Here is a 2787-nt window from a genome sequence, read left to right on the forward strand (position 1 = left end):
TTGCCATCATAGCCTGCGTTCGCAAGATGGTTGTGATACTAAATTCTATGTTAAGAGATGGCGTCATGTGGGATGAGTACATAGCGAAAAATTAGCTATTGACGCCATAGTCGTTTGTTATGAGCCGTATTTCAAGAATACGCCTTCTTGTCTTAGTTGAGCACGCAAGTCTAGTAATTGTATATTTGTCGAAATTATTGAAAACAGATTCCCGATTGCTGTTGCGAACATTAAACCTGAACCGTACCCTACCCACAACTGCATATCAGGTTGATGAAGATTATTGAAGGCTAAACAGAAAAATACAATGCTTGATATGAACAGCCGCAACTCCCCGCAGCTAACTTTATAAGTATTGGTTGCATAGTCATAATGAATTTTGATTTGTGAGCATAAACCACCTAGTTTGATGTACATTCTAGTTTCGCCGCTTTCATAAGCGATATCATTCAGGTCCAGTACTTTTTCTATACGTTCAAGCATCCTTTCTAATCCTTTGGATTGCACAATCTCCTTAGACTATTACCAATAGCAACTAAGCTCATATTGTATTGCGAGATTCCCGACAGGCTTCACATTAGGATGAGGCTCATAACGCCTTGTTAAGGGGTGAGCAACGCAATACCGATGTTTCCGTATACCACCTTAATCACTTAAACCAACGCATAGTGAAAATGCCACATGTTGCGAATCCCTCTTGAACTGTTTGTTATGTGAATTTATGCCTCTGATATATAAACACTTACTTCACGATCTTTACCTTGCATGCGGTTTGTCTGATCGCCTACGTATTTTACACCGAGCTTTTCAATGACTGATTTTGAACGCTCATTTCCAACTAAATGCATTACTTTTAGCCTTGTTAATCCATAATGCTTTTTTGAAAATGAAATCAGAACCTTAGATGCTTCTGTAGCATAACCACAGCCCCAGTAAGGAACGCCTAACCAATAGCCCAGAATACCCAAACCATTTTCCAGTTTTGGAAAACTAATAGCACCAATAAGCTCAGAACTCTCTTTTAGGACAATGGCATAGACAATACCTTTACCACTTAAAAACAACTCAGTATGTGTACGAATCCAATTTTCAGCATCACTAACTGTATATGGATACGGAATATTTGCCGTCATTTCTGATATTTGCTTGTCGCCAGCCAACTCTGAAACACGCTCAGCGTCAGACATAGAAAATGGTCGTAATATTAGTCTTTCACTTTCAATTGCTTGCTGCATAATTTCCCTATTCACATAACGCCTTGCTAAGGTGTGAGCAACGCAATACCTTAGCCTCCGCATAATACCTTAAACACATAAACCGACGCATAGTAAAAATGCCACGCGTTGCGAATCACTCTTAAGCAACTTGTTATACCGCTTGGTTGAGGCTAAAATGACCAACATAAAGACCACTTAAGAGACCGATTATATGACCACTAGAATTTTAGCCGATGTTGCTGCAAGCATTACCGAGTTGAAAGCTAACCCTATGAAAGTTGCAACTAGTGCTTACGGCGAACCTGTTGCTGTATTAAACCGAAATGAGCCCGCATTTTATTGTGTACCTGCCGAAGCGTACGAAATGATGATGGACAGACTCGAGGATCTTGAACTACTAGCTATCGCTAAGGAGCGTGAATCTGAAGAGAGCATTTCGGTAAATATTGATGACCTATAAACTCGACTTTAAAAAGAGCGCACTCAAAGAGTGGAAAAAGCTTGGATCTACTCTGCAACAACAATTTAAGAAAAAGCTGATAGAACGCTTAGATAACCCACATGTTCCGGCTTCAAAGCTTTCTGGAGCTGACAACATGTATAAAATTAAGTTGCGTCAATCTGGCTACCGTCTCGTCTACAAAGTTGAAGACGATGTCATCATTGTAACCGTCTTAGCAGTCGGAAAACGCGAACGTAGCGATGTTTACCGTAAAGCCATGAAAAGGTTAGATGATTGATTGCGGTATAACGCCGCGTTAAGTAGTGAGCGACGCCTGCACCTAACTTAAACCATTGCACCTTAAACACAAAACTCAATTTGACCTGAGAATGCCACGCGTTGCGAATCTGCCTTAAACGCTTTGTATGCTTGGGCTATCGATAGCCTCATTTTCAAACTCTGCGTCATTTCACCATTAGGCAAAGTAATTTCCTCACCTTCACCTACGTAGCTAAACCCAAGCTTTTCGTAGAGTTTTCTAGCTGCAATATTGGACTTATAAACTTCAAGCCTGAGCTCTTTGTAACCAAACCTTTTGCTGTCTGAAATGACCTGTTTCAGTAACTTTTTTCCCAAACCTTTGCCTCTAAGGTCTGCATGAACTTGAGCACCAACAAATCCAACATCATCGCACTCTAAGCCGCACATTGAACCCGGAAATGCCTCAATACTAGCTACCACCTTTCCGGCTGATAAAACAACAAAATTGGGGAATTTAAGCTGTTCGACTTTACAGAGCACCTTTAAAACTTTCTCCTTTGGTGGAGGAGGATTTCTAAGGTAAGCCCCTTCATCAAATACACCTTGCCAGAGAGCTACAAAGCTATCTAAATCATCCTGATTGATTCTTCTGATTTCCATATTTTCCTCTAAAGCATAACGCCGCGTTAAGTAGTGAGCAACGCTGTCACTGAACCTAAACCATTGCACTGTAAACACTAAAGCCGATTAAAACCAAAAATGCCACGCGTTGCGAATCTGCCTTAAACGCTTGTATGGGAAATTATCCCTCTAAATCGACCAGTTTCGGGTAATGTGAGACCCAGGCTTTAGCTGCAACTAAAGCTT

The 2787-nt window shown here is 40.8% G+C and carries 5 protein-coding genes; 2 read left to right on the forward strand and 3 right to left on the reverse strand.

What is annotated here, in order from left to right; translation table 11 throughout:
* Positions 1 to 117: 117 nt before the first annotated feature.
* Both ACVA54_RS19520 and ACVA54_RS19525 read right to left on the reverse strand, forming a co-directional pair.
* Positions 118 to 483, reverse strand: a complete 366-nt coding sequence (locus ACVA54_RS19520; protein WP_119464480.1) for a hypothetical protein — start codon at positions 481 to 483, stop codon at positions 118 to 120.
* Positions 484 to 719: 236 nt separating this feature from the next.
* On the reverse strand, positions 720 to 1235 hold the full coding sequence (locus ACVA54_RS19525; RefSeq protein ID WP_119464771.1) for a GNAT family N-acetyltransferase: 516 nt from the start codon (positions 1233 to 1235) through the stop codon (positions 720 to 722).
* A gap of 193 nt (positions 1236 to 1428) precedes the next feature.
* On the opposite strand from ACVA54_RS19525, the gene ACVA54_RS19530 reads away from it, so the two are divergent.
* Together ACVA54_RS19530 and ACVA54_RS19535 are read left to right on the forward strand one after the other, a co-directional pair.
* Positions 1429 to 1677, forward strand: coding sequence for a type II toxin-antitoxin system Phd/YefM family antitoxin (locus ACVA54_RS19530; protein ID WP_005377003.1), 249 nt, complete (start codon positions 1429 to 1431; stop codon positions 1675 to 1677).
* Entirely contained in the window at positions 1667 to 1957 is a 291-nt protein-coding gene (locus ACVA54_RS19535; RefSeq protein WP_005377002.1) for a type II toxin-antitoxin system RelE family toxin, read from the forward strand. The genes ACVA54_RS19530 and ACVA54_RS19535 overlap by 11 nt, the downstream gene beginning before the upstream one ends.
* 62 nt (positions 1958 to 2019) lie before the next feature.
* Here the strand turns inward: ACVA54_RS19535 and ACVA54_RS19540 are convergent, their stop codons facing one another.
* Positions 2020 to 2580: an N-acetyltransferase family protein gene (locus ACVA54_RS19540; RefSeq protein ID WP_446619673.1), complete on the reverse strand. Its 561-nt coding sequence runs from the start codon at positions 2578 to 2580 to the stop codon at positions 2020 to 2022.
* Between the last annotated feature and the right edge of the window lie 207 nt (positions 2581 to 2787).

The organism is Vibrio sp. PNB23_22_6, assembly GCF_052877535.1.

What these genes read in the sequence shown, in the direction of transcription:
- ACVA54_RS19520 (WP_119464480.1), bottom strand. Translation starts at nt 483, where the DNA reads ATGCTTGAACGTATAGAAAAAGTACTGGACCTGAATGATATCGCTTAT.
- ACVA54_RS19525 (WP_119464771.1), bottom strand. Translation starts at nt 1,235, where the DNA reads ATGCAGCAAGCAATTGAAAGTGAAAGACTAATATTACGACCATTTTCT.
- ACVA54_RS19530 (WP_005377003.1), top strand. Translation starts at nt 1,429, where the DNA reads ATGACCACTAGAATTTTAGCCGATGTTGCTGCAAGCATTACCGAGTTG.
- ACVA54_RS19535 (WP_005377002.1), top strand. Translation starts at nt 1,667, where the DNA reads ATGACCTATAAACTCGACTTTAAAAAGAGCGCACTCAAAGAGTGGAAA.
- ACVA54_RS19540 (WP_446619673.1), bottom strand. Translation starts at nt 2,580, where the DNA reads ATGGAAATCAGAAGAATCAATCAGGATGATTTAGATAGCTTTGTAGCT.